Source organism: Shewanella sp. S1-58-MNA-CIBAN-0166 (genome assembly GCF_040310085.1).
GTDB lineage: Bacteria > Pseudomonadota > Gammaproteobacteria > Enterobacterales > Shewanellaceae > Shewanella.
Window position 1 is genome coordinate 1 of the sequence record NZ_JBEOPN010000178.1, and the last position, 250, is coordinate 250.

Consider the following 250-nt stretch of genomic DNA (forward strand, 5'->3'; position numbering starts at 1 on the left):
GTTTTAACTCATGAGCTAAGAGATAATTTTTTATTTATAAAAGACAGTCATGAAAGTACCAAGCCATATACTGATTTAGAATTAAAACAAATTGTTAAATTACTTTACGTGATATTTAATAAGTATAGAACTCATTTACTTAATGGCTCTAACCCTACAGTTCATCCTTTACTGTGTGATGATTTAGGAAATGATTTCTTAGGTAACCCGTTTAACGGAAAGCATATTTTCTCAGTCGTTAGGCCTAGCT

The 250-nt window shown here is 30.4% G+C and carries 1 pseudogene; it reads left to right on the forward strand.

Annotated features, from left to right (window positions below):
- Positions 1-250, forward strand: a pseudogene (locus tag AAEY99_RS21590) (site-specific integrase); the annotation flags it as partial.